At 34.5% G+C, this 23973-nt stretch carries 19 protein-coding genes and 1 riboswitch; of the genes, 4 read left to right on the forward strand and 15 right to left on the reverse strand.

Going from position 1 to position 23973, the window contains the following annotated elements:
* Positions 1-78 precede the first annotated feature (78 nt).
* From tpx to nhaC, 5 genes are all read right to left on the reverse strand, one after another.
* Positions 79-579, reverse strand: a complete 501-nt coding sequence (tpx, locus tag AABL87_RS12480; protein ID WP_006258625.1) for a thiol peroxidase — start codon at positions 577-579, stop codon at positions 79-81.
* 221 nt (positions 580-800) lie between these two features.
* Positions 801-1058 (reverse strand): DUF6952 family protein, encoded by a 258-nt coding sequence (locus AABL87_RS12485; RefSeq protein ID WP_006258626.1) that lies wholly within the window; start codon positions 1056-1058, stop codon positions 801-803.
* 20 nt (positions 1059-1078) lie between these two features.
* Positions 1079-1387, reverse strand: coding sequence for a thioredoxin family protein (locus tag AABL87_RS12490; protein ID WP_341277427.1), 309 nt, complete (start codon positions 1385-1387; stop codon positions 1079-1081).
* 37 nt (positions 1388-1424) lie between these two features.
* Positions 1425-2063, reverse strand: a complete 639-nt coding sequence (locus AABL87_RS12495; RefSeq protein ID WP_006258628.1) for a peroxiredoxin — start codon at positions 2061-2063, stop codon at positions 1425-1427.
* Positions 2064-2638: 575 nt separating this feature from the next.
* On the reverse strand, positions 2639-4093 hold the full coding sequence (gene nhaC / locus AABL87_RS12500) for a Na+/H+ antiporter NhaC (protein WP_006258629.1): 1455 nt from the start codon (positions 4091-4093) through the stop codon (positions 2639-2641).
* Positions 4094-4613: 520 nt separating this feature from the next.
* On the opposite strand from nhaC, the gene AABL87_RS12505 reads away from it, so the two are divergent.
* Positions 4614-5540: a bestrophin family protein gene (locus AABL87_RS12505; protein ID WP_039328278.1), complete on the forward strand. Its 927-nt coding sequence runs from the start codon at positions 4614-4616 to the stop codon at positions 5538-5540.
* 67 nt (positions 5541-5607) lie between these two features.
* Here the strand turns inward: AABL87_RS12505 and AABL87_RS12510 are convergent, their stop codons facing one another.
* The 5 genes from AABL87_RS12510 to AABL87_RS12530 form a co-directional block, all read right to left on the reverse strand.
* On the reverse strand, positions 5608-5808 hold the full coding sequence (locus tag AABL87_RS12510; protein ID WP_006258632.1) for a hypothetical protein: 201 nt from the start codon (positions 5806-5808) through the stop codon (positions 5608-5610).
* Between the two features lie 218 nt (positions 5809-6026).
* Positions 6027-6227: a hypothetical protein gene (locus tag AABL87_RS12515; protein ID WP_029988608.1), complete on the reverse strand. Its 201-nt coding sequence runs from the start codon at positions 6225-6227 to the stop codon at positions 6027-6029.
* A gap of 352 nt (positions 6228-6579) precedes the next feature.
* The gene (locus tag AABL87_RS12520) at positions 6580-7002 is read right to left on the reverse strand and encodes a CBS domain-containing protein (protein WP_341277428.1); all 423 of its coding nucleotides are present in this window, start codon (positions 7000-7002) and stop codon (positions 6580-6582) included.
* A 249-nt stretch (positions 7003-7251) separates the two neighbouring features.
* Positions 7252-9807 carry a WG repeat-containing protein gene (locus AABL87_RS12525; protein WP_341277429.1) on the reverse strand — a complete coding sequence of 852 codons (2556 nt, stop codon included), beginning with the start codon at positions 9805-9807 and terminating at the stop codon, positions 7252-7254.
* Positions 9808-10017: 210 nt separating this feature from the next.
* Entirely contained in the window at positions 10018-10968 is a 951-nt protein-coding gene (locus tag AABL87_RS12530) for an NADP-dependent oxidoreductase (protein ID WP_341277430.1), read from the reverse strand.
* Positions 10969-11047: 79 nt separating this feature from the next.
* On the opposite strand from AABL87_RS12530, the gene AABL87_RS12535 reads away from it, so the two are divergent.
* Positions 11048-11881 (forward strand): AraC family transcriptional regulator, encoded by an 834-nt coding sequence (locus tag AABL87_RS12535; RefSeq protein ID WP_341277431.1) that lies wholly within the window; start codon positions 11048-11050, stop codon positions 11879-11881.
* Positions 11882-12003: 122 nt separating this feature from the next.
* Positions 12004-12615 (forward strand): hypothetical protein, encoded by a 612-nt coding sequence (locus AABL87_RS12540; protein ID WP_039328288.1) that lies wholly within the window; start codon positions 12004-12006, stop codon positions 12613-12615.
* A 50-nt stretch (positions 12616-12665) separates the two neighbouring features.
* Here the strand turns inward: AABL87_RS12540 and metE are convergent, their stop codons facing one another.
* Positions 12666-14975, reverse strand: a complete 2310-nt coding sequence (metE, locus tag AABL87_RS12545; RefSeq protein ID WP_341277432.1) for a 5-methyltetrahydropteroyltriglutamate--homocysteine S-methyltransferase — start codon at positions 14973-14975, stop codon at positions 12666-12668.
* A gap of 179 nt (positions 14976-15154) precedes the next feature.
* A riboswitch (cobalamin riboswitch) is annotated at positions 15155-15342 on the reverse strand.
* A gap of 161 nt (positions 15343-15503) precedes the next feature.
* Here metE and AABL87_RS12550 point away from each other — a divergent pair.
* Complete coding sequence (locus AABL87_RS12550) at positions 15504-15965, forward strand: Lrp/AsnC family transcriptional regulator (protein WP_341277433.1); 462 nt, start codon at positions 15504-15506, stop codon at positions 15963-15965.
* A gap of 276 nt (positions 15966-16241) precedes the next feature.
* Here AABL87_RS12550 and AABL87_RS12555 read toward each other — a convergent pair whose 3' ends face one another.
* From AABL87_RS12555 to AABL87_RS12570, 4 genes are all read right to left on the reverse strand, one after another.
* Positions 16242-17633 (reverse strand): TolC family protein, encoded by a 1392-nt coding sequence (locus AABL87_RS12555; RefSeq protein WP_341277434.1) that lies wholly within the window; start codon positions 17631-17633, stop codon positions 16242-16244.
* A 94-nt stretch (positions 17634-17727) separates the two neighbouring features.
* Positions 17728-20862, reverse strand: coding sequence for an efflux RND transporter permease subunit (locus AABL87_RS12560; RefSeq protein WP_286432855.1), 3135 nt, complete (start codon positions 20860-20862; stop codon positions 17728-17730).
* Between the two features lie 14 nt (positions 20863-20876).
* Positions 20877-21998: an efflux RND transporter periplasmic adaptor subunit gene (locus tag AABL87_RS12565; protein WP_006258644.1), complete on the reverse strand. Its 1122-nt coding sequence runs from the start codon at positions 21996-21998 to the stop codon at positions 20877-20879.
* Between the two features lie 997 nt (positions 21999-22995).
* Positions 22996-23859 carry a helix-turn-helix domain-containing protein gene (locus tag AABL87_RS12570; RefSeq protein WP_058698983.1) on the reverse strand — a complete coding sequence of 288 codons (864 nt, stop codon included), beginning with the start codon at positions 23857-23859 and terminating at the stop codon, positions 22996-22998.
* Positions 23860-23973 lie beyond the last annotated feature (114 nt).

Below are 23973 nucleotides of genomic sequence, written 5' to 3' on the forward strand. Positions count from 1 at the left end.
TTTCAACCTAATTCTTTTTATAACAATAGACTGCTAGTAAATCATACAACATACTAGCAGTCTATGTATATAAAACCCTTATTTTAAAGCAGCGATAGCTTTTTCATAATTTGGTTCATCAGCTGTCTCAGCCACTTGTTCTGTATAGATTACTGTACCTTCTTCGTTTAAGATAACAATAGATCTAGACAATAATCCTTTTAAAGGTCCGTCTGTAAACAGCACCCCATAATCTTTTCCAAATTGTCCGTCTCTAAAGTCAGACAACATCTCTACATTCGCAATACCCTCTGCTCCACAGAAACGCCCTTGTGCAAAAGGTAAATCTCTTGAAACACATAATACTACTGTATTTTCTAGTTTAGAAGCATCTTGGTTAAAATGTCTTACAGAAGTAGCACATGTAGGTGTATCTACACTAGGGAAGATGTTTAAGATTACTCTTTTTCCTTTATAATTCGCCAATGTTTTATCAGCTAAATCTCCTCCTACTAAATTGAATTCAGGAGCTTTCGTATTTAATCCTGGTAATGTTCCGATAGTTTGGATAGCATTACCTTTTAATGTTACAGTCGCCATATTGTTTTATTTTTTAGGTTACACAAAAATAAGTAAAATTCGATAGAATATAATGCTAAATACTGATAGATATATTAGCAAAACCTAAATGTAATAAATATATAATCAATGAGGCACTCCTATGCAGTCTTCTAGAATTGGACTACAGACTTATTTAACCCTAAAAACAAAAAAAGGACTGTACTCAGAGTACAGTCCTTAAAAATTTTATAAAGAGAGTTTTATTTATCTATTGATCCTAAAACTCTTTGCATAAAGGTATTCAACGCTTCTTTTTGGGTAGCTCCTTCTTTTACAAGTTTCTGAACCTCTAGAGCCCCATACATATTAGAAATAAGTTCACCGATCACATCTAGTTCTTCATCTTTAAGAGAAGGCACCTCAGTTAGGTTTTCTAATACTTCTAGCGTTTCTATAATATAATCTTGGTCGTTATCTGCAATGAATTGAGACAACTGTCTTATCACTGGTAATTTCATTCTATATAAGATTTATGAAATTATACAATTTCGTTTACTAATTCCTGTAACACCTCAGTTTTATTTGTCTGAGTTTGGTTAACTAATTTACCGTTTACGAATGTAGCAAAAGTTGGTAAATTGCTTACATCAGCCAACTTTCTTGACTCAGGGAAGTTCTCAGCATCTGCAATTACAAATGTCATGTTTTCTTTCTCTGTAGCCAATTTTTTGAATTTAGGCTTCATAATTCTACAATTACCACACCAAGATGCAGCATATTGAACAACCACTTTTTCATTTGAATTTACAATTTCTTGTAAATTATCTTTATCTAGTTCTAAAAGCATTTTTTTTAAATTTTGGGTTAGTAACCTGGTTTATTTCTTAGTGTTTGCTTAAGTATTCAGCTACACCTTTTCTGTCAGCATTCATTGCATCTTTTCCTTCTTCCCAGTTAGCTGGACATACTTCACCATGAGTTTGTACGTGAGCGTAAGCATCGATTAATCTGATGTACTCATTTACGTTTCTTCCTAATGGCATATCGTTTACTGATTCGTGGAAAATTTTTCCAGTCTCATCGATTAAGTAAGTAGCTCTATATGTAACGTTAGATCCTTCGATTTGAACTGAATCTAATTCTTCATTATATACTTCGTTTTCTACATCTAAGATTCCTAATACTGAAGATAAGTTTCTTTGAGTATCTGCGATAATTGGGTAAGTAACTCCTTCGATTCCACCATTGTCTTTTGCTGTGTTTAACCAAGCGAAGTGTACTTCGTTAGTATCACATGAAGCTCCAATCACCATAGTGTTTCTTTTTTCAAACTCTGGTAAAGCTGCTTGGAAAGCATGTAATTCTGTAGGACATACGAATGTAAAGTCTTTTGGGTACCAGAATAATAATACTTTTTTATTGTTCTTTGTTGCTTCTTCGAAAATGTTGATTCTTAAATCATCTCCCATTTCAGACATTGCGTCTACTGTGATGTTTGGAAATTTTTTACCTACTAAAGACATAATAATTTATTTTAAAGTTAATAATCCTTCTTGATTTCTTTTACAAATGTAAGGCTAGTAAATACGATAATCTATTAATCTTGATTATTGTTTTTTATTCTAACATAAATAAAATCTATACTTACATTGCATTGTCTATTGATTAGTTTAGACATGTCTAAAGATAGTCATTTTATATAGAACTAGGAAATCTTAGCATGTTATAATAATATTAATAAACCTAAATATTTTTATAATCTATAGTATATCAGCTCCTTTATAGATCTACATATTTATTCTGCGTCACTTTCTTCCCTAGCTTCTCTATAACAAAATAATTTCCACCTCATCATCCAAGTCTTTAATTTTCTCATCTTTTATTCATTTTTACAGAAGTGATCGCATACTTATCGGATACTTATCGCATAGTGGTCGCATAAAAAAGGGCTAAAAGTATGCGACCACTATGCGATAACCTTCCCATCACAAGTCGACCACTCCAAAAATGAATCAAAAAATAAGCAATGAAAAAAGGCGATAAGCTTAGTACTACCTAAGTTTATCGCCCCTTTTCTCTATAATATATAAGGTATGTCTTATGCCTTATTCACTATCTTTCTAATTTTATAATTAAATGCTGCATATAACAAGGTCACAAATGGACTCAAATAATTAAAAAATGCATACGGTAGATAGGTCATCGTAGGTATCCCCAATACTCCTGAATGATATGCTCCACAAGTATTCCAAGGGATCAATACTGATGTCACAGTCCCTGAGTCTTCTAATGTACGGCTCAGATTCTCTGGTGCTAATCCTTTTGCCTTATAAGCGTCAGAAAACATCTTACCTGGTACCACGATAGATAGATACTGATCTGATGTCATCACATTAATCGCTAAACAACTAGCTACTGTACTTGCAAATAACCCGAATACATTATTAGCAATATTCAACAGTGCCATCGAGATCTTCTGTAATGCTCCAATAGCTTCCATCGCTCCACCAAAAAACATAGCACATAAAATCAACCAAACCGTATTCAACATACTTGCCATCCCTCCTGCTTCAAACAAGCCGTTCAGGCTCTCTAATGGCGACAAGATTCTGATATCTGTAGTCAGTGCTAGCATAACACCTTTATACGCATTATAAAAATTAAATGTATCTCCACCTGATACTGCGACTACGATGTCTGGCTGGAAAATCAGTGCAAATACTCCTCCTAATAGTGTTCCTATCAATAATGCTGCTATAGGCTGTACTTTCTTAACGATCAAAAAAACTACAAATACTGGTACTATAAATAAAATAGGTGTGATATTAAATGTATCTGCTATAGCCTGTAAAGTCACTGATGTATCTACATCTCCTCCATGACCATATAATACCCCTAACACAGAGAACAGCACTAACGTAACGATATAAGTAGGTACTGTAGTGTACAGCATATATCTGATATGGGTAAATAAGTCTGTACCTGCCATCACTGGAGCAAGGTTAGTCGTATCAGATAATGGGGATAACTTATCTCCAAAATAAGCTCCTGATATCACAGCTCCTCCTATCATCCCTATAGGCATCCCTATCGCATTACCTATCCCTACTAACGCTATCCCTACTGTAGCAGATGTAGTCCATGAACTACCTGTAGCTATAGATATAATAGAAGTAATGATCAGACAGGCTGGTAGATAAATAGCGGGATGTAAAATCTGTAACCCGTAATAAATCATACTAGGTATAATCCCGCTTAAAAGCCAAGTACCCGATAAGGCTCCTACTAATAATAAAATAAAGATAGCACTAGAGGTATCTCTAACATTATTAATAATCTGCGTGATCACCTTATCGTAACTTACATGATTAAAGATACCCACAACAGTAGCAATAGAACCACCTATTAATAAGATAAACTGATTCGTACCAGACAAGGCGTCATCCCGGAATACAAACACATTAATAGCTAATAATCCTACTAAAATAACAACAGGAATTAGCGATTGGAATAACGTGATTGGCTTCTCTACTTTGTCGTGTTTACTACTCATTTACTTAAATCTTAAATTTATTTTGATGCGAAAGTAACGATTTTACAGTTATATCTTATGCAAAATAAGACATAATACAATATAACTATTAAAAAATCATATTTTACTTTACTGATTCATAGTTTATTATAAAAAAGAATACCAATAAATCCAATTAAAGGTTCAAAAAAATTGTTAAAAACAAAACTTTTTTCTATATTTACTACATACATATAAAGCAATTTATATGCAATCTTTATGTACTATCTCTAAAGAAGAGATACATTTAGATATAAAATATTGTTGTTTTGATGTTTTTAGAGGACATCATATTAAGCTACTTATCTACAATAAGTAGCTTTTTTTATACCTCTAAAGTATAGGTACCTCACCCCTTAATTACAACAATATTATTTTACACAAACCTTATAGTCAGTCCATTATTCTATTTTTTAACGATTGCTTTTATTAATTTCACAAGGATTATTTGTCTAAGACTGAATCCCAAACTAACTTTGCTCTTATATCAAAACTCAACAATATGATAGTAAGACACAAAAAGCATATCATACAAATGCTTTTTATATGGAAGGGGTCTGTCCTTAAAAAAATATTTCCAACGCTACTGGCTATCTTTATATTCTCTTGGATTGTCTATTTTGCTCATTACCTATTCCCTGATGTAATAATCCCACTTAATGTAGGAGCGTTTGCCTTAGTAGGTATTTCGCTAGCGATATTCTTAGGATTTTGTAATAGTGCGGCTTATGATCGCTTCTGGGAAGGAAGGAAACAATGGGGAAGCCTAGTGATACACTCTAGATCGCTTGCTTTTCAGATTCAAAACTATATAGACGAAAGCCCTTCGTTCTCTAAAAAGGAAAAACAAGAGGGGATCAAACTTATTATTGCTTTCTGCTATCTCTTAAATAAACAACTGAGAGAAAAGACAGACTATGAAGAGATACGTCAGTACCTGAAAGAAGAGGTATATCAAGAAATGCTGACTAAGAAATTTAAACCTGCGTATATTCTTAATGAATTAACGAAATGGATAGCTACACAGCAGCGTGCAGGTAGACTAGATACTATCACACAAGCTAGGATAGACAAGAATATCGATGAACTATCCATAGTATTAGGTGCATGTGAACGTATCGTACATACTAAAATTCCGTTTGTATACTTTGTTATTCTACACAGGACAGTCTATGTGTACTGCTTTATACTTCCGTTTGGATTAATTGATCTTATTGTCTGGACTATGCCCTTCTTTGTGACCTTCGTAGCGTATACCTTTATCGCACTAGACGCTGTAGTAGCAGAGATAGCAGAGCCATTCGGAGAAGAAGAAAACGACCTTGCTCTAGATCAGATGTGTGCTAATATAGCTTATTCTCTAAGTGAAATATCGGAAATGCCTCTACCAGAGCTGATGACACCTGATAAGAACTATATCGTTACATAATGTATCGAAAGTACATCACTAACGCTCATAAAAAAAGCACTTCGAATGAAGTGCTTTTTAGTTATAATTAAGCGTTAATTAAATTTAAAGATTCTTGAAGTTCTGGTTTTTCTAGAACATAACCATTCACCCATTTCGTTAAGCGATCTACATCATAAGGCAATAATTGATTAATAGCTTTATGAAGTTCTTTGTAAAATAACTTTGGATCAAAACTTACATTCTCAAGTATAGTTTTTGCGAAATCAAACATTAAACGTGTTTTCATATCTGTAATTTTTTATCTTACTACATAGTAAACATAGTCATTTTGAAAAGTATTTCCCGTTTTTCCCTCAGACTTTAATACAATTTTAGCAATTAATATCTGATTCTCATAATTTGAATAAATTGACTGAATTTTATTAAATAAATATTTCAATAATTTCATTTTATGCAATGAGTTGATCTTATAAAAAAAGCACCTCCTATGGAAGTGCTTTTATCTTATGCGTTCAGTAATTCTAAGGATTGATGTAGTTCTGGTTTTTCCTGAACATAACCACTAACCCACTGTTTTAACTGATCTAAATCGTATGGTAATAAATTCTGAATTGCTTTTTGCAATTCCTTATAAAATAACTTTGGATCAAAACTTACATTCTCTAATATCGTTTTGGCAAAATCAAACATTGTTCTTCTTTTCATATTTGTAATACTATTGTAACACATGAGCTAAATTAGCACTTATCATATTAAAACACAAAAATAAATGATATTTTATTATTATTTTAAGCATTTATACATTAAATAAACTTTTATATCTTAATATATAAAATAGTATCAACAAACATCTGTAAGTATTATATAAAAACATCATGTTACCCTATAAATTCACAAAATGTGTATTTCCAAACGAATTGGGGGTATAAAAAAATGAACTCTATTCATAACTAATGATGAATAAAGTTCATTTAGATATTAAGATAAATTCTTTTCGACCGATTTATCCTGCTTTATATTATCCTGATAGAGTCACACCTATCTTATCTTTATGACACTAATACTGTTTTAAGAAGTACTTTAATAAATCCGTAGTAGTCACTATTCCTTTTAAATGTCCTAGCTGATCAACTATCGGTATAGAGTGATAGCTCTGCTTTGACAGTATTTCTGTTACCTCTTTTACTGTTGCTATAGGTAAGGCACTTACCACTACTTTAGCCATTAGTTGTTCTATAGAATATAAGTCATAGACTACAGAAGGCATGTCTTCTGACTCATCCTCGACCACATCGACATAACTGATTTTAATCAAATCAGAATAACTTAGCACTCCTATTAATTTATCCCCTTTAACGATAGGGATGTGTCTTATTTTATGTTTTTTAAACAATCTCTCTGCATCATATAAACTATCGGATAAAGTAAGAGTGATGAGCTCTTTAGTCATAATCTCTTCAACTGGAACCTTTTGTTTCATAACAATCAGATTTTAGTTAGACAATACACATATAAAAAGGTCACCTTTTTATTACTTTAAATTTACGATACTTATAGGAATATAACAAATTAACTGCCAATGGATTAATTCTATTTTTCAAGTAATTAGACAATATCTTCATTATTTAAAAAGGAATATCTTCATTTTCATTCTTTATAGCTTATATCCTGCCTTCTTTACCATAAAAAAGCACTTCTGTATCTCTACAAAAGTGCTTTTTATACAAACCTATATTTCCTTTCCATTTATATCAATAACTACTGCTACTCCATTCTTTATCGCAGTAGTTTTACCATCTTTAAACTCTCCTATATGACTGTATGTAGTCGGTTCTAATACGATTACCCCTTTATCATTCATAAACCCTACATAGTTATTCAGCCTAATTCGCGCTGTATTATCTTTAGTGAAGCGCTCTACCTTATCATATTTCGCTACTGATACTACCTTTTGTAACTTATCCACTATGCCCCACTTACCTTTCTCTAAATAGGCAGCGTAGCCTTTAAATAAGTTATCTACATCTGTATACTGACCTGGTTTAAATAACTCTATCCCATTCTCATAATTAACAATAGTCAATAGTCCATTCGCTCTCACCTTTGCTAACTTGTCTTTTGTCAAAGCATAATCCGGTATTTCATATTTGGCATGCACAGTCGTAAGCCCTACATGATTCACAAATCCGTATAAACCTCCTTTTACTAAATAGGCATATCCTTCATTATTAAACTCACTGATACGATCGTACATCGGGTTTATAACAATGATGCCCTGTTTATTAATCAGTCCCCATACCCCATTCTGTTTCATCCTAGCTACTAGAGCATTGGTGAAGTCTAGCTCGTTCTCATAAACAGGAGAAGTGATATGTACAAGATTAACAGATGCAAAACCATGTAAATCATTCATCCCTTTTAACAAAATGACTTTGTTTGCATAGTCAAACTTTATCTCTTTATAGTTATCCTCTAAGGTCTTTCCGTTCTGATTAAAAACATTATACATTGTCACTGAAGAAGTGTGAATAGTAAGCTTTCTATTACTCTCTTTGTCTGGCGTAGATACCTCATCATATTCTACAGCTAGAACTTCTTTCCACTGTCTATTAATTAACCCGCTCTTATTGCCAAAAGACACTACTGCATGATTATCCTCTGCGAACTCTTCTATATCTGTATATTTAGTCGGTTCTACCAACATATTCATTCTAGAGTCAAATACGCCTAAATAAGGAGCCTTAAGTACTTTAAACACTCCAGCTTCATTAAATGGATATATCTCTGTATAATAAGTATCTAATCGCTCTTCGAAGTTTTTATCTATAAGACTCTTAGATATCTCATTCTTTTGTACTAATGCATATCCAAAAGAGTTATAATTATCTATTCGCTCATAGGTTGGTTCTAAACGTTTATACGTTTTTAGATGGAATAACCCTACAGCTCTTTCTATACCTGGTATATCATTGTAGATTCTCACCGTACCTTGGTCTTCTGTCACATTGATATCCTTATAATCTACAGGTAATACAACTTCCCAATTCTTATTCGCTAACCCTAGTTTACTATCTAGTGTTAAGATTGTCATATCATAAGGTAGTAAAGTTCCGATATTATCATATATCACAGGTAGCACTACTTTCCATTGTTTATTAATCACTCCCCATTTACCATTCTGATTGACACGCGCAAAGCCCTCAGCGTTAAACACGGTTATATTATCATATTCTGGAGCTAATAATACCTTAAACTCTCTGTTAATCACTCCCCACTTCTCTCCTACTTTAATACGTGCAAAACCTTGTTCGTCGAATTCTGTGATCTCATCATATATAGGCTCTAAGATTACCTTGTGATTCTTATCAATGAATCCCCACTTCTCCCCTACATGTAATCTGGCATAACCTGATTTATCAAACTCAAATATCTTAAAGTCTGCCTCAAAACGAGGTGCTATAATTTCTTTCCAATCTTTATTTAACAGTCCCCATTTCTCTTTTAAAACTACTTTATAAGTAACTTCAGCCTCGTCGTTAGACTCTTTAATCTCATCGTACTTAGGCTCTAGAATCTTTCCTTCCGTGTTAATCATCCCCATCTTTAAAGAATCGATTAACATCGCTATACCTCTAGTATCAAATTTGGTAATACTGTCATACTTAGCATTCGCTAATACTTTCCAGTTTTTATTAATCAATCCTCTCTTTGTATTCTGTTCTACGATGATGTGATCTGCATTCACTCCTTCTGTTCCAAAATCGCGAATCTTAGTATAAGAAGGTTTGATTGCTAATTTCCAATCCTTATCTATGATACCATACTTCTGCTCTATCATCACCTTTACATACTGCTTATCATAGTAGCCTGTAATCTCATCGTATAAAGGTTCTATCTTCTCTTCTCCCTTAGTATTAATCACTCCACTTTTTTCTAATCTCACCACAGTCGCATATCCCTGTATACTAAAATCTTTAATATCGTTATAAGTAGGAGCTATTACAGGTTTGCCCAGCATATCTATTATTCCCCAAAGCTTACTCTTTTTTACTCTAGCTATTTTATGTTGGTCAAAATCTTTTACAGCTTCATACTGAGGTACCACTACCACTACATTCGCCTGTGGGTCTCTGAACCCCCATAAACCACGCTCTTCAAAAGGGATCAGTATTTTAGGTTGATAATCTGGTTTCTCTTCTTTAGGTTTATCATTCTTGCTATTGTCATCATTGCTACAAGAAAATGACAAGAAGCCAATTAATATAAGTAAGGTTATTTTTTTCATAAACGTTTAACGATTATTTGAATAGTTAACAAGGAGAATCAAACAAATTCATAAATTCAAATATATAAAAAATTAACATTATTTAATTATTACACTTAAAAAACAACAATATAACCACACAAAACACTAAATAACAAAACATATAAAAACAAAAAAAGATGATATACTTTATATTTATACCATCTTTTATGTTTGATTATTATATTTATTTTAAGAAATACACACAACTACCTTTCCTACAGTATTCCCACTTTCTATATATAAATGTGCTTTATCCATGTCTTCAAAGTCAAAAACACGACTAATATGAGCTTTTACAATGCCTTTTTCTAAGAGATCAGCTATGATTTTCATATCTCTTCCACTCGAATACACACTCATAAAACAACTTCCGTGTAACTGTTTTTCATTAAACAATGCTTCATCTTCTTTTGTATATCCTGATGGCAAAGCTACAAGAGTACCGAACTGCTTAAGCACCTTTACTGATTTCTGAAAATTGTCTCCACCTACTGCCTCTAAGACAAAATCTATATCTGACACTACTTCCTCAAACTGCACACTTCTATAATCAATATGCTCATCAGCTCCTAAGTTTAAAACAAAGTCTTTATTCTTCAATGAAGATGTTCCTATCACATAAGCGCCTAAATGCTTAGCCATCTGTACAGCATAATGCCCTACTCCTCCTGATGCGGCATGTATTAGTACCTTATCATTAGGCCTTAACTTACCATAACTATCAAAAGCCTGCCATGCAGTCAAAGCCGCTAAGGTAGACGCAGCTGCTTCTTCATAAGTAATATTACTAGGTTTTAAAGCGATCTGATTAACGGGCACAGCAATATATTCTGCATAAGCCCTGCCGTGCCCTGGAAAGTTTACCATACCAAAAACAGCATCGCCTACTTTAAACTCTTGTACGTGATCTCCTATTGCTTCTATTACACCTGAAAAGTCCCATCCTAAAATAATAGGACTAAACTGTCCCACTATCTTAGACATTCCTACTGTACCTGATCTAGTTAGTGCATCCACAGGATTAATGCTAAGCGCATTCACTCTTACTAGCACTTCCTCTTTATTGATAAGAGGTATCTCTACCTCTGTCATTTGAAGATTCTCTACTCCTCCAAATTCATTTAACACAATTGCTTTCATATAATTATTACTTTTACACAAAAATAAACTGATTAAACACCATCATACAGGTACATTTTAATCAAATAACAGTATATACATGGCAAGAGAAAATATATATCAACCCTTTGAGGTCTTTTATGAGAAGGTAGATTCTTGTCCTCTACAGAACAGACAATTCAATTTTTTTGAGTTTGTATTTGTGATTTCAGGAGAAGGAACACACACTGTAAATGGCAATAAAAGCAAAATAACTATGGGTGACCTATATCTAATCACTCCAGAAGACAAACACTCTTTTGACCTAAAAGCTCAATCAGAGTTTGTCGTTATTCGCGTGAATGATGAATACATCAAGCAATACAATGCTGCTAATATTAATCACTTAGAATGCGTGCTGTACTATGCTACTCATCTACCTACTTCTATTATAACAGATGAGGAAGACAAACATATCATTCACAAAATAGTAGAATGTCTTATACTCAGTATCCAAAATACTAAAACGTGTAATTGCGATTTACAACGTCAGTATATCAATGCTATTATGATTATAGCTACGCGTAATCTAATGAACTATATTCCTGAAAACTTAACCACTAAAGAACAAAAGGTATTAGACATCATAAGTTACATACAGCAGAACATCTATGACCTCAAACGATTAACAGCACAGGTTATAGGACAAGAGTTTGGTCTAGCACCATCTTATATAGGTAATTATTTCTTTAACCAATGTGGAGAGACTATGCAACAGTACATCACTACTTATCGACTAAAACTTATTAAGCAACGCCTACTGTTTAGCGATCTTAGAATAGGTGAGATAGCTTCTGAATTTACGTTTACAGATGAGAGTCATGCTAATAAGTTCTTCAAAAAACACGAAGAGATGAGTATGTCGGCTTATAGAAAGACACATCAGAAAAGATAATCTTTTTTATATCAGAAATAATTGTAATTTCATTCTGGATAAGCTTTTCTTTTTTCTATCTCTTAAAAAAGGATATACTCTTATTCATCAAGCCCTTACATCGTTTTTTAAATAAAGACATTATGAAAAACAAAATCAATTGGCCAAGAGTAGGTATTGTGACGAGTACAATTATCTTCTTTATCGTAGCCATAACTTTTGAAATATTTGAACTAGCTTCACTTCCTGGTCAGTTCTTTGGCACCTTATTAGGGGTTGTAATCACAGCTATTATTACTGTTCTTTTATTACAAGGGCAAACTAAAAGTGAAGAGTCTAGAGAACGTCACTTATTAGTATTTGAAAAAAAACAAGAAGTTTTCTTTCAATTCTTGACTCAACTAAACACAATCTTACAACGAGAGTCTCTTAGTCCACACTTATCTACAGGTAAGAAAATAGAGAAAGAAGTGAATAACCTACACGATCTGATCTTTGAGTTTGGTTTTCTTCAAATGCATACCTCAGCAGAGACCTTTGATAAAATATTAATTCACGTAGGCAATCTAATGACTGAAAGTCATCAGATCAAAATAGCAGAAAATCAATCAGTAGAAAAAGTAGAACAATACTACTTAACGCTTACTTCTGATTTCTTTGCTATCGTATCACTGCTTAAGCATGAACTATACAATGAATTCTCTCCTCATATAGACAAGGATAAATTAGATAGGATCATTCGTCTATCTTTCTAAAATAACATAAAAAAATAAGGCTCTTGTTGATTAACAAGAGCCTTATTCTATTAAATAGCTTCTACTAAACTTTGTTCTCTCAATTTTTTAGAGACATTCACCATCGCTATAAGCGCTTTTTCAGTCTCTTCCCAATGACGAGTTTTCAGTCCACAGTCAGGGTTTACCCATAATTGTTTTGTTGGTATATAATTTTCTGCCTTTTTAATTAGATACAACATTTCTTCTTCTGTAGGTACACGTGGAGAGTGAATATCATATACTCCTGGTCCAATCTCATTTGGGTATTTAAATGCTGCAAAAGCATCTAATAAATCCATCTGTGAACGAGAGCACTCTATCGTAATCACATCTGCATCCATAGCTGCGATATGCTGTATAATATCATTAAACTCAGAATAACACATATGAGTATGAATCTGTGTCTCATTCTTCACTCCTGAAGCAGAAATTCTAAATGCTCTAACAGCCCAATCCAAATAACTATCCCAGGCTGCTTTACGCAATGGTAAGCCTTCTCTTATTGCAGGTTCATCAATCTGGATGATTTCAATATTAGCACTTTCTAAATCTACTACTTCATCTCTAATTGCTAAAGCTATTTGAGTACAGGTCTCAGACCTAGGAATATCATTTCGTACAAAGGACCACTGTAATATCGTCACTGGACCTGTCAACATTCCTTTTACCTTTTGCTTAGTCAATGATTGTGCATAAGCAGACCAGAATACCGTTAATGGCTTACTGCGATACACATCTCCATATATAACAGGAGGTTTCACACATCTACTTCCATAACTCTGTACCCAACCATTCTGAGTAAATGTAAACCCTTCTAATTGTTCTCCGAAGTACTCCACCATGTCATTGCGTTCAAACTCTCCATGTACTAATACATCTAACCCGATTTCTTCTTGCCATTGTATAGCTCTAGCCGTCTCTTGTTTTAATAAATCTTCATACTGTTGTGCTGTAAGCTCTCCTTTTTTAAACTTAGCTCTCCACTGTCTTACTTCTGTCGTCTGTGGAAACGAACCTATTGTTGTCGTTGGAAATAAAGGAAGATCTAATGCTTTATGCTGTAAGGGTTGTCTCGTACTAAACGGAGCTTTTCTTTGTGCATCTTGCTCTGTAATTCCTTGTACGCGTCTTTTTACTGCTTCATGATGTATAAGCGTAGATGTACGTTTATTGTGTTGAGCTATTTTATTCTCTTGATAAACCAATATACCCTCTCTATCTACAACACTCGCTAACTTAGCTAAGTCTACTACTTCCTGAACCTTTTGTTTAGCAAAAGCGAGCCATTGCTTGATTTCTGTTGTTAATTTCACTTCTCCTTCTAAATCAATAGGGCTGTGAAGTAATGAACACGATGTCGCTATGATGATTTTCTCTTTCCCTCTTCGTTCAATAGCTTTATCTATCAATGTTAATGATTGTTCATAATCGTTCTTCCAAATATTACGACCATCCACCACACCTAGTGACAACTTTAAACTAGACGGAGCCTTATTAAGTATCTCTTCTAGCTGCTCTTCATTGCGAACTAGATCAATATGCAATACTTCTACTGGTAATGTCAATGCCAATGAAGCATTATCTTCTAACCCTCCAAAATAAGTAGCTACAATTACCTTAAGATCTGGAAAAGTAGATTGTATCGTATTGTAAAACGATGTGATTGCAGTTTTCTGCTCTTCTGTTAAATCAAGAACTAGAAAAGGTTCGTCAATTTGAATATACTGGACTCCTTCATCTGTCAGACGTTTTATTATTTCAAGATATACTGGTAATAAACTATCTGCTAAGCTCAATACATTGAAATCTTGTTCTTTTGCCTTACCTAATAATAGATAAGAAACAAGACCTAAGATAACGGGCTTAGTCTCTATACCGATCTTCTTTGCTTCTTTATATTCCTCTACTACCTTTAATGAAGTTAATTCAAACTGCTGTCCTTTATAAAACTCCGGTACGATATAGTGATAATTGGTATCAAACCATTTTGTCATTTCCATAGCAGTAATATCAAATCCACCTTTTTGATACCCTCTAGCCATCGCGAAGTATAAATCTAGTAAAGACAGACCTTCATTTGTACGGAGAGGCTGATACCTTTTAGGAATAGCTCCTAAGGTTAAACTCCAATCCAATACCTGATCATAAAATGAAAAGTCATTAGAAGGAATTAATGTAATACCTGCTGTCTTTTGTAATTGCCAATTTTGATGACGAATAGCTTGCGCAACCTGCTCTAACTCTTCTCTTTCAATTTTCTCAGCCCAATACTGTTCATTTGCTTTTTTCAGCTCTCTTTGGCTACCAATACGCGGATAGCCTAATACTTGTGTTTGCATTTTCACAACTTTTTAAAATGGTTAATTAATCACTTAAAAAGTTCTCTCTTCTTAATGTAATACGCGGTAGTGGGGAAATTCTAAAAGATAAGGTATAGCTATAGAATACCATCTCTACATGATATAGAAACAGTGTAACATAGCATCAAACCTGACTTATAGCTCTTTACCGCGAAAGCATTGTCAATTCAAAAATGGCAGGTCTCCTGACTTATAACTACACTAATCGCCCTTCCCGATTTTATATCAGTGAGCATAATATGACTAGTATATTCAATGTTACTTACAGTTGCGCGACAGCTCGTGATTCTCACACGATTCCCTTTTAATCTACAGTTAAGTAAAACCTATTTTCGCTTGATGAAGTATTTTAAGAACAATTCATTAATTCTAAACAAAGATACAATTACAGAACATAAACACATTACACACCTAACAATTAAGAACAAATAACCACTCTAATAATTTAAACAGATTTTAATTCTATTATCACTACATTTGGTACCACTAAAACAAAATATTATTCTAATGCATAACTTAGATGAGACCGATTTAAAACTACTTCGAATACTATGTAACAACTCTAATCTGACTACAAAAGAGATTGCTCTACAAGTAAACCTATCTGCTACCCCAGTATTTGAAAGAATAAAACGACTAGAAAAAGAAGGTTTTATAAAGAAATATATCGCTTTAATAGATGCTGAAAAGCTAAATAAAGGTTTTATTGTATTCTGCAATATTAAACTCAAACAACATGAACGCCTTATTAATAACAAATTTGTTGAAGATATTATGCTTATAGATGAAGTTGTTGAATGTTATAATATATCAGGAGATTTTGACTTTATCCTAAAAGTATATGCAAATGATATGAAGCATTACCAAGACTTTGTATTTAATAAATTAGCCATGGTAGATAGTATAGGAAGTACACATAGTTCTTTTGTGATGAGAGAAATTAAGAACACTCACAACATTTCTTTTTAAATATTAAAAGAAATCAATTAAAACAAAAAAGCCACATCTCACGATGTGGCTCTCTCAATTAAAAAGTAGTAAAAAATCGACAAAGATTATTTGTCTAGAAAGACTCAATCTATTGACATAATCCAGTTTTATAAATAGTTTCCAAATTAGCACGATGATTAACTATCTAAAAGTAAAATGCCGACGAACAGATTGAGTCAAGTAATTAATAATCTACTATAAAGATTGTTCTCACTATAGTATCACTTTCATTACTTTATATATAAATGGAAAAAATTATTCTCTCCAACCTCCTCCTAATGCTTTATAAAGCTTAATAATGGCTTGCCATTCTAATAGTTGATCATTACTATGTGCTAATTGTGCATAAAGATGTGCTTGTTCTGAAGTCAATACATCTGTATAATTCGTTGATGAATGATACACTAATAACTTCTTTGTATAATCAACAGCTAAGGCTAACTTATCCACTTGTTGTTGTCTCATAGTCAATTGCTCACCTGCCATTTCATAAGCATATAGTGCATCAGAGACCTCTTGCCCTGCTACTAACATAGTTTTTTGAAAGTTGTACGCTTTCTCTTGATAACTCGCTTTCGCTATCTCTAACCTCGTTTTGTTTTGTCTTTCATTAAAGATAGGCTGTAATAAGCCCCCTGCTATATTAGCAAACAATCCTGTAGAAGTAAACCAATCTTTAAACTCATAACTAGAGAATCCCGCTCCTCCTGTGATATTTAATGAAGGGTAGAATGCTCTCTTAGCCGCATTCACATCTTCAAAATAGGCTGCCAACTCATACTCTGCTGCCATCACATCAGGCCTATTCTTTAATAGATGTGCAGGTATCCCTATACTTGGTTCTATTGGTAGTTCTTGTACAGCTAAGTTAGCTCTATCTATTGTACCTACAGGTTTCCCTAATAGAACATTCAATGCATTTTCTACTTCTCTGATTTGGCGTTTCACACCAGGTAGTGTAGCCTCAGCGTCATAGTAGTTAGCTTCACTCTGTACCACAGCCGCACCTGTTACTACATTGGACTCCTTCAACTTTTGCATTGTTTCAACGTCTACTTTTCTATTCACTATCGTCTTTTCGATAATAGTTTGTTGTTGATCTAACGCCAATAATTGGTAATAATAATCTGCTATCTGAGCGACTATCTGAGTCTGTACTGCCTTTTGTCCTGCATCAGACTGTAACATTCTGTAATAAGCGGCACGCTTGCTACTCGCTAATTTCCCCCATACATCTATTTCCCAAGAAGTATTAGCGAATACATCATACTGCGTAGCATTTTTTACAAAACCAAACCCCTGAGGATAAGATAATCTTGATCTTTTCACTCCTCCTCCTATACTTAAATCAGGTAAGAACGCAGCTTTAGATTGTTTTAATAACGACTCTGAAGCATGTAGCCTTTCTATCCCTATCTTTAGGTCTAAGTTATTTTCTATTCCTTCTGTTATTAGCTCTTGTAGCTTTGCATCTTTAAACAAAGTTTGCCAAGGCATCATACCTATACTTAATGTGTCCCCTTCTTGGGTATCTCGATAGAGCTCTTTTACAGCAATATCTAAGTGCTGATAACTCTGTGTGGATTGGCATGAGGCCAACATCCCTATAGCCAGAGCACCTATATATATTTTATATGTCCATTTCATGATTCTTCTGATTTATCACATTGACTTAAGTCGTTGTGTAACGTATAAGCGCATCCTTAGATACACTTATACGTTTCTCACTTTATAATTACACTTACTCTTGTTCTTCTAATACAGGAGCTCCACTTATTTTCTCTTGTAACGCCTGGAAGACAACAAATAATGAAGGAATAACTAATACCCCGATCAGTGTACCAATCAACATTCCTCCTACTGCTGCTGTACCAATTGACTTATTACTCAATGCTCCTGCTCCTGTCGCCATCATCAGTGGTAATAATCCAAATATGAAAGCAAACGAAGTCATCAGAATAGGTCTTAGACGAATACGCGCTCCTTCTATAGCAGCCGCTGCAATAGTCTGACCTGACTGTCGTCTCTGTAGCGCAAACTCTACAATCAGAATAGCATTCTTCGCTAATAAACCAATCAACATAATCAAACTAATCTGTAAGAATATATTATTTTCTATTCCGAATAGCTTAGCGAAGATAAAAGCTCCTGCTAATCCTATCGGTAAAGAGAACAACACTGCCAATGGAAGTATATAACTCTTAAACTGAGCACTTAATAAGAAGTAAACGAATAAGATAGACAGCACAAAAATAATAACAGTCTGATTACCACTACCGCTCTCTTCTCTAGACAATCCTGAATACTCAAAACCATACCCTTGTGGTAAAGTCTGTGCTGCTACTTCTTCTATCGCACGTATAGCATCTCCAGAACTAAAACCTGGATTAGGGCTACCATTCACGAAAGCTGAGTTAAACAAATTAAAGCGCGTCAAGAACTCTGGACTGTACACTTTCTTCAGATCAATGAAGGCTGTGATAGGAGACATTACTCCTTGCTCATTCTTCACATATAGTTTATCGATAGCCTCTTTATTCTCACGGAAATTAGGATCTGCTTGTATCATCACCTTATACTGCTTACCGAAGCGGTTAAAGTTCGTTGCATAAATACCTCCTAAATACCCTTGTAGTGTAGTCAGAATCTCTGTTACCCCTACCCCTGCCTCTTTTGCTTTTGCTACATTGACAGACACTTCATACTGTGGGAAGTTCGTATTAAAAGACGAAGTGGCATACATAATCTCAGGACGTTGATTTAACGCTCCTAAGAATCCTCCTATTATTTCTTCAAACTTCTTATAATCTCCACCAGTCTTATCTTGTAACTGTACTTCGAATCCTGAACTGTTACCAAATCCTTGTAGTGTAGGTGCTGCAAAGAATACCACATTAGCATCCTTAATATGCGCTGTCTTAGCAAATAACTGTCCTACTACACTGTGAATATTTTGCTCTGGATTTGGGCGATCTTTCCAGTGTTTTAACTTAATGAACTCTACAGCATACGAGCTACCATTCCCACTGAAGAAGTCCATACCTGCTAGTCGTGAAGTGAACTTCACCTCAGGTATGCTCATCGCGATACTATCGATCTCGTTAGAGATACGCTCAGTCTCTTCAAGAGAAGTAGAAGGAGCTAAGATAATATTACCATAGATAGAAGCACTATCCTCGTTAGGGACAAATCCCGTTGGTGTCGTTTTCGTTAAGAATACAAACAAGGCACCAAATACAACGATACTTCCTAACGACAACCATTTATTCTTATTCAAGAAGCCTAATACACCTACATAGCGATTAGTCATTCTGTCAAATGAACTATTAAAAGCTGATTTAAATCTATTGACAAAACCTCTTTTCTCCTCGTGTATACCTGTCTCAGGTTTCAACATAATAGCACATAACGCAGGACTCAAGGTCAAGGCATTAATAGCCGAAATCAAAATAGCGACAGCTAATGTGATACCAAACTCTTTATAAAATACTCCTACAGATCCTTCGATAAATGTAACAGGTACGAATACAGCTGACATCACTAACGTAATCGAAATAATAGCTGTAGTCAACTCATTCATCGCGCTCACTGTAGCCTTCTTCGCTGTCTCTGCTCCTTCATATAGCTTGGCGTGTACTGCCTCTACTACGATGATGGCATCATCCACCACAATACCGATGGACAGTACTAGAGCAAAAAGAGTCAACAAGTTAATAGAGAAGCCAAATAAATTCAAGAAAAAGAACGTACCTACGATAGCTACTGGTACCGCTATAGCTGGTATCAAAGTAGAACGCCAATCCTGTAAGAACACTAATACTACTATGAACACTAATACAAATGCTTCTATTAAAGTCGCTATCAATTTATCAATAGAGGCTAATAAGAAATCATTAGAATTCGCATATACTTCGAATTTCGCCCCCGCAGGCAAGTCTTTTTCTGCTTCTTTTAATAATTCTTCACATTGCTTAATAATCTCATGGGCATTAGACCCTGCCACCTGATTTACCGCGATATAAGTACCGTGCTGTTTATAAGCAGTCATGGTCATCGCATACGAGTAGGCTCCTAAGTCTATCTCTGCCACATCACTTAGACGCAATATCTTACCTGTACCATTAGAACGGATAATAATATCTCCGAACTCTTCTGGCGTTTCTAATCGACCTGTGTATTTTAAAGCATACTGAAAACTCTGTCTGCTATTCTCTCCTACCTTACCTGGTGCTGCCTCTACGTTTTGCTCTTGTAACGCTTGTACGATATCACTTGGTGTAAGTCCGTAAGAAGCCATTGCATTTGGCTTTAACCAGATACGCATACTGTACTCACGCCCTCCATAGATAGAGGCATCCCCTACTCCATTGATACGCTTGATCTTAGGCAGAATATTGATACGAGCATAGTTCTCTAAGAATGCCTGATCATATCTACTATCAGAGCTATACATTAAGAAACTGAATATCTCACTACTCAATCTCTTGGTTGTAGTCACCCCTTGTTTTATTACCTCTTCTGGCAATTGACTCATGGCTTGGCTCACACGGTTCTGCACGTTCACAGCTGCCATGTCAGCATCTGCTCCTTGTGTAAAAGTAATGGTAATAACAGCCGAACCATCATTACTCGCCTTTGAGTTCATATACGCCATATTCTCTACTCCATTAATCTGTTCTTCTAATGGAATAATTACACTCTTCATTACCGCCTCAGCATTTGCCCCTTGGTAGTTAGCAGTCACCTGTACTGTAGGCGGTGCTATCTCAGGATACTGTGTGATAGGTAATGAGAATAGTCCTAACAACCCTAGTATTACTATAATGATAGATATCACGGTAGATAACACTGGGTTTTCTATAAATCTTTTCAACATAATGCTATTCTCTATTACATTTTAATCTTCATTCCTTCACGTAGTCCTCCTATATCTGCACTTACGATTTTGTCTCCAGGTTTTAACCCACTTGTCACTACGAAGTATTGACTCGAAGGCACCTTCTCCATAACCGAAATTTCTGTGCTAGTCACTACACCCTCTGCATTAGCCACATAAATAAAACGCTTCCCTTGCACTTCAAAAGTCGCCTTCTGAGGAACTAGAATAGCTTCGCTTACACTCTCGTGTACACGAATGGTAGCACTATTTCCACTTCTCAATATTCCCTGTGGATTAGTAAACACAGCTCTGAAGTTCACACTTCCAGTACGAGGGTCTACTTGTCCACTCACTGTATTTATTTTCCCTTTCTGATTGTATTCACTTCCATTCGCTAATAAAAGAGATACTTCAGGCATACTCGCGAGTCTCTGTTCTAGAGTTTGTTCTCCTCCTTTTTGCATAAAGTCGATAAACTCTTTTTCATTCATAGAGAAATAAGCATTGATACTTCCTATCTCAGATACTGTAGTTAGAGGCTCTGGTGAAGCGCTACTTACCAGTGCTCCCACTTTATAAGGGATTAATCCTATAACTCCATCAAAGGGAGCTACCACCTGAGTATATCCCACATTAGCCTGTGCACTATTTAAGTTAGCTTTAGCTTGTGCTAGTTGTGCTTCTTTACTTCTTAATGCATACTCTGCAGACTCTAACTCATAGTTACTGATAATACCTTCACTCACTAGTGGTTTAGCTTTAGCTACATGCATACGAGCGTTGTTTAACTCTGCCTCTGCATTTTTTATCGAAGCCACCGCTGCCACACTCTCTTCGTGATATTGTGGAGCGTAGATTTTGAATAAGGGTTGCCCTTTTTTGACTGTTTGCCCTTCATCCACATAGATTGCCTCAACGAAACCATCAATTTTTGGACGCAATTCTACATCTTTTATCCCTTGTAACACCACTGGATAATCTGTAAATAAATTAGCTTGCTCCGCTTTTATTGAAAGTACAGGATACTGCTCGACTTGACTGTCTCCTCCCCATTCTCCTTCTTGCTTTTTATCTTGACATGCCCATAATAAGGCGATTGTAGTAAGACCTAAAAAAGTAGATGTTTTTTTCATCTTTAACTATTTATTATTGATTGAACTATTGCGTTAAGTAGTAGCACTATTTCTATTTAAACATGTAGCAAATGTATTATCTAAACAAAATGAGGTAAAGGGGTAAAAAGTAGATTTTTTAGTCAAAAGGTAAGATTATAGAAATCAAGAAGTATCTCCCTTAAGTACAAAACACATTATTTCTCTTCCCTACCGCACTATGCCCTAGCTTATAAAAGAATATAATACACAGCCATTAGGCTACTATTAACATGAGGCAAAATTCCATCAATGAGCACTAGCACACAAGCACTATAACACGGTATAGATGTTCAAAATGTCGGATTTCAAACATTTAACTATAATCGTTCTAAATAAGTTAATTTTAGCCAATAAGTAAGTTTCAGCCACTTATCCCTTCTATTTATAGTTCTTAAAAAATGGGAAACACTTTTTTAAAATCATCTACTTATTACTACCTATTTATAGCAATAAAACACTTTTTTAAGCTCTATTTTTTCTAAAAAGCACTCTATTAGGCTAATTCTAGCCATAAATAGTAAAAAAGAGATTCACTTTTTTTAAACAGCAAAAACAACCAACAATATAGTAATCAACACATTACTATCTATTTCGTTTTTTATTCAATGAAGTACTATCCCCTACCATCCCTTATATAATCTAGCATTCATCCTAATTCCTTCGACAATACATGGAGAATACCTCGAAAATGATGGAGCTAAGATGGTCTTTGTCGAGGGATGCTTCTTTTATTCTCCCATTATTTTCCAATCATTTCGTTTGGAGAAAAACACAGTACTAAATGATAAATCACTTAATGATCATTCACAACATTCAATAAATAGGCTAATAAAATAGAGAACTAGATACAGGCAAGGAATAGACTTTTATTGATTGGCAACACCTTCTTATCTCCTATAACAAAAATGGGATACACTATAAAAAAGCAATACTATTATCGATAAAAAGGTGATAGCACTCTGATAAGTAATTCCTCTTATAGACTGTGACGATAAGTACTAGGACTAATACTGCTATACTTTTTAAAGTATTTGCCAAAGGTACTCTGGTCGCTAAAGTGAAGTATCTCTGCGATGATACCTATAGAGAGGTTTTGGTCTTGTAGTAAGATTTTAGCTTCTAAGACGACTTGATTTTGGATCCACTCACTAGCAGTCAGTCCCGTTTCTGATGAGATTACTTGACTTAGATATTTAGGATGTACATGGAGATAGTCAGCGTAGTACTGTACACTTCTGTGTTCTTTACAGTGCTTACCTACCGCTTCTCTAAACTTGAGAGCTAGTTTATGTAAACTTTTGGTCACATTACCATATTTCTCATACAGATACGCTACTTCGTTAATCATACTGTAGATTACTCCTCTGATGACCTCTGTATGAAAAGAGTTATCCGAATTATGATAGAGATCTATGACCTTAAACATGGTTTTAAAACTCTCAAACTCCTTAGAATCTAACTGTGTGACACAACCTCCTAGACTAGATAAATCCGAAAAAGAAGCGAGTACATTATTCTCTACTAACTTATCTTGTAAGAAATCTTCTGAGAATAAGATAGTCGTCATCTCATAGGTACGACGTGTCTTATCCCATCTTTTAATCGATGTAGTATCTGCAAAAATGATAGCAGGCCCCTTGATAGTATACTCTGTAAGATCGATATAGAAGGTAATCTCTCCTTCTTCTAAGAGCCCTATTCCATAATAATTAGACCGATATGGCTCTGCCGGATAATATGCTAGATTAATAAATGGCATATAGATATAGTGCTCTTGAGTCTCTAATTCTTTGAAACTATTCTTTAAGCGATCTAAGGTTTCCCATTTAATATTCTTCATTTCTAGTCTAGCTGATAGGCAAAAATAGAAAGTTATTTAGAATAATTTCGTTTTTTGATACTTCTTGTACCTCATTGCCTCACTACATTTATTCGTATAAAATCTGTAACTCCA

It is taken from the genome of Myroides sp. C4067 (assembly GCF_038039665.1).
In the GTDB taxonomy this organism is placed as follows: Bacteria; Bacteroidota; Bacteroidia; order Flavobacteriales; family Flavobacteriaceae; genus Flavobacterium; species Flavobacterium odoratimimum.

Excerpts from the sequence above, each read along its gene's own strand:
- AABL87_RS12550 (WP_341277433.1), top strand. The coding sequence starts at position 15,504 with ATGCATAACTTAGATGAGACCGATTTAAAACTACTTCGAATACTATGT.
- AABL87_RS12535 (WP_341277431.1), top strand. The coding sequence starts at position 11,048 with ATGGCAAGAGAAAATATATATCAACCCTTTGAGGTCTTTTATGAGAAG.
- AABL87_RS12490 (WP_341277427.1), bottom strand. The coding sequence starts at position 1,387 with ATGCTTTTAGAACTAGATAAAGATAATTTACAAGAAATTGTAAATTCA.
- AABL87_RS12555 (WP_341277434.1), bottom strand. The coding sequence starts at position 17,633 with ATGAAATGGACATATAAAATATATATAGGTGCTCTGGCTATAGGGATG.
- AABL87_RS12570 (WP_058698983.1), bottom strand. The coding sequence starts at position 23,859 with ATGAAGAATATTAAATGGGAAACCTTAGATCGCTTAAAGAATAGTTTC.
- AABL87_RS12495 (WP_006258628.1), bottom strand. The coding sequence starts at position 2,063 with ATGTCTTTAGTAGGTAAAAAATTTCCAAACATCACAGTAGACGCAATG.
- AABL87_RS12565 (WP_006258644.1), bottom strand. The coding sequence starts at position 21,998 with ATGAAAAAAACATCTACTTTTTTAGGTCTTACTACAATCGCCTTATTA.
- nhaC (WP_006258629.1), bottom strand. The coding sequence starts at position 4,093 with ATGAGTAGTAAACACGACAAAGTAGAGAAGCCAATCACGTTATTCCAA.
- AABL87_RS12485 (WP_006258626.1), bottom strand. The coding sequence starts at position 1,058 with ATGAAATTACCAGTGATAAGACAGTTGTCTCAATTCATTGCAGATAAC.
- metE (WP_341277432.1), bottom strand. The coding sequence starts at position 14,975 with ATGCAAACACAAGTATTAGGCTATCCGCGTATTGGTAGCCAAAGAGAG.
- AABL87_RS12510 (WP_006258632.1), bottom strand. The coding sequence starts at position 5,808 with ATGAAAACACGTTTAATGTTTGATTTCGCAAAAACTATACTTGAGAAT.
- AABL87_RS12540 (WP_039328288.1), top strand. The coding sequence starts at position 12,004 with ATGAAAAACAAAATCAATTGGCCAAGAGTAGGTATTGTGACGAGTACA.
- tpx (WP_006258625.1), bottom strand. The coding sequence starts at position 579 with ATGGCGACTGTAACATTAAAAGGTAATGCTATCCAAACTATCGGAACA.
- AABL87_RS12525 (WP_341277429.1), bottom strand. The coding sequence starts at position 9,807 with ATGAAAAAAATAACCTTACTTATATTAATTGGCTTCTTGTCATTTTCT.
- AABL87_RS12520 (WP_341277428.1), bottom strand. The coding sequence starts at position 7,002 with ATGAAACAAAAGGTTCCAGTTGAAGAGATTATGACTAAAGAGCTCATC.
- AABL87_RS12515 (WP_029988608.1), bottom strand. The coding sequence starts at position 6,227 with ATGAAAAGAAGAACAATGTTTGATTTTGCCAAAACGATATTAGAGAAT.
- AABL87_RS12560 (WP_286432855.1), bottom strand. The coding sequence starts at position 20,862 with ATGTTGAAAAGATTTATAGAAAACCCAGTGTTATCTACCGTGATATCT.
- AABL87_RS12505 (WP_039328278.1), top strand. The coding sequence starts at position 4,614 with ATGATAGTAAGACACAAAAAGCATATCATACAAATGCTTTTTATATGG.
- AABL87_RS12530 (WP_341277430.1), bottom strand. The coding sequence starts at position 10,968 with ATGAAAGCAATTGTGTTAAATGAATTTGGAGGAGTAGAGAATCTTCAA.